At 66.3% G+C, this 4,894-nt stretch carries 7 protein-coding genes; 2 read left to right on the top strand and 5 right to left on the bottom strand.

Features of this window, described 5'->3' with window-relative positions:
* Positions 1 to 147: 147 nt before the first annotated feature.
* Genes ON32_RS02580 through ON32_RS02560 form a run of 5 tightly spaced genes read right to left on the bottom strand, consistent with a single transcriptional unit; the run spans position 148 to position 3,094 of the window.
* A complete protein-coding gene (locus ON32_RS02580) occupies positions 148 to 1,509 on the bottom strand; it encodes an FtsK/SpoIIIE domain-containing protein (protein ID WP_051132790.1) in 1,362 nt (453 codons plus the stop codon).
* Positions 1,509 to 1,748, bottom strand: coding sequence for a hypothetical protein (locus tag ON32_RS02575; protein WP_040788444.1), 240 nt, complete (start codon positions 1,746 to 1,748; stop codon positions 1,509 to 1,511). Before ON32_RS02575 ends, ON32_RS02580 begins: the two co-directional genes overlap by 1 nt.
* A gap of 1 nt (position 1,749) precedes the next feature.
* Complete coding sequence (locus tag ON32_RS26800; RefSeq protein WP_051132789.1) at positions 1,750 to 2,406, bottom strand: DUF2637 domain-containing protein; 657 nt, start codon at positions 2,404 to 2,406, stop codon at positions 1,750 to 1,752.
* Positions 2,406 to 2,630: a hypothetical protein gene (locus ON32_RS02565; RefSeq protein WP_040788443.1), complete on the bottom strand. Its 225-nt coding sequence runs from the start codon at positions 2,628 to 2,630 to the stop codon at positions 2,406 to 2,408. Before ON32_RS02565 ends, ON32_RS26800 begins: the two co-directional genes overlap by 1 nt.
* Positions 2,630 to 3,094 (bottom strand): hypothetical protein, encoded by a 465-nt coding sequence (locus ON32_RS02560; RefSeq protein WP_040788441.1) that lies wholly within the window; start codon positions 3,092 to 3,094, stop codon positions 2,630 to 2,632. Before ON32_RS02560 ends, ON32_RS02565 begins: the two co-directional genes overlap by 1 nt.
* Before the next feature lie 189 nt (positions 3,095 to 3,283).
* On the opposite strand from ON32_RS02560, the gene ON32_RS02555 reads away from it, so the two are divergent.
* Both ON32_RS02555 and ON32_RS02550 read left to right on the top strand, forming a co-directional pair.
* On the top strand, positions 3,284 to 4,057 hold the full coding sequence (locus ON32_RS02555; protein ID WP_217998019.1) for a GntR family transcriptional regulator: 774 nt from the start codon (positions 3,284 to 3,286) through the stop codon (positions 4,055 to 4,057).
* Positions 4,057 to 4,824, top strand: a complete 768-nt coding sequence (locus ON32_RS02550) for a glycosyltransferase family 2 protein (RefSeq protein ID WP_040788445.1) — start codon at positions 4,057 to 4,059, stop codon at positions 4,822 to 4,824. The genes ON32_RS02555 and ON32_RS02550 overlap by 1 nt, the downstream gene beginning before the upstream one ends.
* Positions 4,825 to 4,894: the final 70 nt, after the last annotated feature.

The raw sequence follows: 4,894 nt of genomic DNA, 5'->3' as shown, positions 1-4,894 counted from the left end.
GATAGGCCGCGTAGTCCCAGCCGGGGACCGTGCCGGTTTCGGCCCACAGCTGCACTGCCACCGCCACCGGGTCCAGGCCCGCGCGTTCGGCCCGGCAGCGCCGCCGAGCACCCAGGTCCACGACATCAGGGGAACCAATCCACGTGCTCATGCCGCCCGCCCCTGCTGCTCGCCGTCGCCCAGATCGTCCGGGTCGAACCCGGAGTAGTCGCCCTGTGGGGACAGGTCCGGCTGGGCCGGGGCGTAGGCGTCGACGATGCGGTCGATGTCGTCGTCGGAGACCCAGAACGCGCGCACCCGCACGAACGCGGTGGTGCCGTCCTCGCCCACATACCCGACACCGGGGGTGAGCTCGGATATCTCGTCGCAGCGGGCACCCCGATCCCGAGCCCCCTGCCCGTGCACCATCGTGGTCTGGGTCGGTTCGTCCAGCCGCAGCCCGATCCGGATCGGGAACAGTTGCCGATTCGGCATCGTCTCCTTGGACGGGTCCTGCAACGCCGCCACCACCGACACCCCGACCGAACGGCCCTTGGACAGCAGCATGCCCGTCAACTGCTGAAACTCCGTCGCCTGCTCGCGGGTGGCATACGCCGACAGGGAGGCCGCCTCGTCGATGATGATCAGGATCAGCGGCTCATCGGTACTCGGGATGAGCTTGCGGATACCGGCCTGACGCATCCGGGCGGCGCGCTCGTTCATCACCTGCACCGCTTCGCGCAGCATCGCCAGAATCTCCTCGGCGTCCCAGGCGAAGCGCACCCACAGCCGTTCCCCGGCCCCGAACTCGGTACCACCCTTCGGGTCCGCGAGCCAGACATCCACGATCCCGGCCCGGATCGCCGGACCCAGGCCCGCGATCAGCGACCACAACACCGAGCCCTTACCCGACCCGGTCGCCCCGGCGAGCAGGATGTGACCGTAGAGGACCCGCAGCCGCCACACGTCGAAGTCCTCGGTGATCCCCACCGGCACCGCCTCCAGGTCCACCCACTCCCGGGTGGGCAGGTCGATCGGCTGATACGGGATCGGCTCGATCACTTCCGCCGAGGCCGCCTCGATCGGAGGCGGAGCCGACACCGCAGAATGGAGGGTGTCGAAGGTGCGCAGCTCCAGGCGCACGAACCCCGGATACGGGGAGCTCACCCGCACCTCTGGAACCCCGAAGTAGGCAGCCAGAGCATCGCGGGTGGCGTCGGTGTTCCAGTCCCGCAACGACTGACCGCCCAACATCTGCACCTCCACCGCCATCCCGGCCTCGGTGTAGGCCGCCGCGGTGATGTTCGGCCAGCCCCGCTCGGGGGAACCGAGCCCGAGGGCGGGCCACATCAGGGCCAGTTGTGCGGGGTCGGTCACGATGGACACCGCCGTGCGGAGCTCCACCGGGGCAGCTGCCGCGTGGTCTTCCGGTGTCGGGACGGCGGGACCGGCCCCGGCTTTGCGCCACTGCCACATGAACCACCCGGTGGTGGCGATCCCGCCCATGGTCATCAGGTCACCGAGCAGCATCACGCCACCTCCTTCTTGCCCTCGGGCTTGCCGAGCTCGCAGAACAGGCGGCACCCCTGCGCATCGGCCGGTGGTGCGGGCTGCTCGCACAGCATCACGCACTTGCCCGGTGCGGGTTTGGGGTCGTCGCAGAACATCGCGCACCCCAACTCGTTCGGGGCGGCCACCGCATCGGCGGCAGGGACGACGGCCAACACCGGGACGAGCACGGCACCGGCCACAACGGAACGAACAGACATCTCAGGCACCCCCGATCGCGAGCGGCAGCATCGGCTGTGCCACCGGACGCGGACGAACAGGAACAGGAACAGGACGGATCGGTCGGACCGGAGCCACCGCCGCAGCCACGGCAGGCGCGGGAGTGGTCACCGGTTCGGGAACGGACACGGGTTCAGGAACAGCAGCCGCCGATTCGTCCACCAGAGCCGAATCCGCTTCGGCGGCATCCTCGGCGATAGGTTCGTCGGCGGGTGTGCGCTGGGCGGCGCGGAACAGCATCACCACCCCATGCGTGTCCACCAGCAACGCGACCGGGGCAATGGCCGCGATCACCGCCGCCACCCAGTTCGGCAACGGGGCGCCGTCGGTGAAGGCGTGCAGGCTGTTACCGGCCACCGACACCACGGCCCCCACCCCGAGCACCCAGGAGAACCAGCGGCGTTCCTTGGCGTGGCCGGACAGCACCATCACCGAGACCGTGGCCTGCAAGATGGTGCCGTCTACGATCACCGGGAACAGCCACGAATGCTCGCGGGCGATCCCGGCCAGTTCGGCCAGGTCCCGCAGCGTCTCGTACGACAGGACGAAGGCGGCCACGCCGACGCCGACGATGATCACCACCGCCGCCATGGCCGCACCCCGCATCAACCAGCGCGAACGCTCCCCGGTCGAGGCCATCACGCCGCCCTCCCCGTTATCGCCAGAGCGGTCCGGGGGAAGCGGGCCAGGGCCTCGTCCAGATCGGCGCGCAACGCAACCGCCTGGTCGTAGGGCAGGTGGAACGAGACGTTCATCCCGACCCGCACCACCACGATGTCCTCACCGTCGTCACAACGGTGGTGGGTCGCGGTCACCAACCCGAAATGGGAGTAGAAGCCGTACACCCCGGTGTAGCCGCTCATCACGCCGCCGCCTTGCCGTTGGTGGCCTTCGGGGTGTTGGTGTCGCCCTTGATGCCGGTCGCGCGGAACTTGTAGCTGACGTAGGAGAAGTTCTTGTCCCCCGAGCCCTGCCGGACCACTGTCGGCTCGGCAGTCAGGCCCTCCAGCTCGATCATCCGCATGCCCGTGCCCGGAACGATCTCCGGTGTGGCCGGGACCGGCTGATGCGAGGAGATGAACTCGATCTCGAACGAGGCCCGCTTGGCCTTGCCCTCCTGCCCCTCGTGCGGGTCGGTCACCGACGCCACCCACACCGGCAGACCGGTGCCCTCACCGTCTTTGTTGATGTCGTAAACCGGCTCCGGCAACGCGGTGCGATCCGGGTTGTACTTCGTCTTCTGCGCCACCTCGCCCAACAGGACCAACCCCTGCGGGAACGCCTGGTGGAACTCGACCGGGAACCGGAAACCCTTGCTGATCGCCATCTCTGTAACCCCTTCTGACAGCCCATCAGGAAAGCCTGATGTCCTCTTGTTGTTTGGTCCTATTTATGACCTATTCAGAGTGTGACGCATGGCACCGGGGGACGTCAAGTCCTGATTAGGACTGGTCTAAACTTGTCTTTAAACGGCCAGGCCAACGAGAGGCAGAGAATGGCAGCGAAGTACGAACGGGTGTCCGAGGACATCCGGCGGAGGATCGGAACGGGCAAACTCAAGCCCGGCGAGAAGCTACCGCCCGAAACAGTTCTTGCCACTGAACATCGCGTCAGCGTTCCCACCGTTCGCCAGGCTATGGGTGTGCTTCGCGCCGAAGGCCTGATCGAATCACGGCACGGAATCGGTACCTTCGTGCGCGCACCTCGCCAAAAAGTGCGGCGGGATTCCGCCAGGTACCAATGGGAGAAGGACCGCGTTCACCTACCCGAAGCCGAGCGGAGGGCGACCGGGGCCACCGAGCGAGACACGGGCGCCACGTTCAACGATCTGCGGTTCTCCGCTCGATACGAAGTCATAGAGGCAGATGAGCGCATCGGGCGAGTGCTGGGGGTACCGTCCGGGTCGCGCGTGCTCCGCCGCGAGTACCGCACAATGCTCGATCACGAAGGCGTTCCGCTGAACCTCAGTACCTCATACCTCACATACGACCTGGTAGCGAGCAACCCGGAGCTACTTGAGGATGCGAACGAACCGTGGCCCGGTGGCACCCAACACCAGCTGTACACGATCGGTATCGAGGTCGACCGGATAGAAGAGACCATCGGCACTCGCCCTCCGACCGCCGCGGAGAGTGAGGAGCTCGACCTCTCGCCCGGTGTCTCCGTTTTTGTAGTGGAGAAGCGCACCATCGATACGTCAGGCCGAGTGGTCGAGTTCTCCGACGTTATCCTCCCCGGCGACCGCACCGAGCTCATTTTCACCACCCCGCTGCGCCGTTGGGAGCCCTGATGGTCCACACCATTTCTGTCATCACTGCGACGTATCGCCCCGTCGCCGAGTACCTTGACGACGCCTATCGGTCGTTGCTCACGCAAGAGCTCCCGGCTGGCTGGGATTGGGAATGGATCGTCCAGGAAGACGGCACCACAGGAGAAGCCGCGACGATGCTGCCCGACGACCCGCGCGTCAAGCCCGGCATGGGGCGGCACGGTGGTCCCGGGGTGTGTCGTTCACTGGCGCTCGCTCGGTCTATCGGATCGCTCGTGAAAGTTCTCGACGCAGATGACCAGCTGACCTCCGGAGTACTGGCACGCGACATCGAGGCATTGCAGCAACCGGGCGTTGGGTGGACAACCTCACGAGTTCTCGATCTTCTCCCGGACGGATCAACGGTCGAGTTCGACCAGGATCCACCGGACGGGCGGCTGTTGAGTGGAGCTGTCCTTGCTCATTGGCGACGCAACGATTACCGCGCATCCGTCCATCCGGCCTCGTTGTGTATTCGCCGCGACCTTCTCCTTGCCGTCGGTGGCTGGATGGCACTCCCGGCCTCGGAGGATGTCGGCTTACTGCTGGCGGCCGACGCACTCACAGACGGGTGGTTCACCGCACAGCCAGGCTTGCTCTACCGCAAGTGGGAAGGCCAAGTGACCGCGCATCCGACACATCTCGACCCGACCGAGCGCACAGCAAGAATGCGCCTGATCGAGGAACGAGCCCAGTCCATGCACATGACGACCCGGTTCGAGCTCACTGCTGAACGACAGACAGCCTAGGCCGATTCCGGACTCATTCACCGGCCGCGCGCCCTGTGTGAGTGGTTGCCGAATTTCGCCATACAGGATC

The organism is Nocardia paucivorans NBRC 100373, assembly GCF_000308675.1.
Lineage (GTDB): Bacteria > Actinomycetota > Actinomycetes > Mycobacteriales > Mycobacteriaceae > Nocardia > Nocardia paucivorans.
This window is presented reverse-complemented; position numbering and strand designations above follow the sequence as displayed.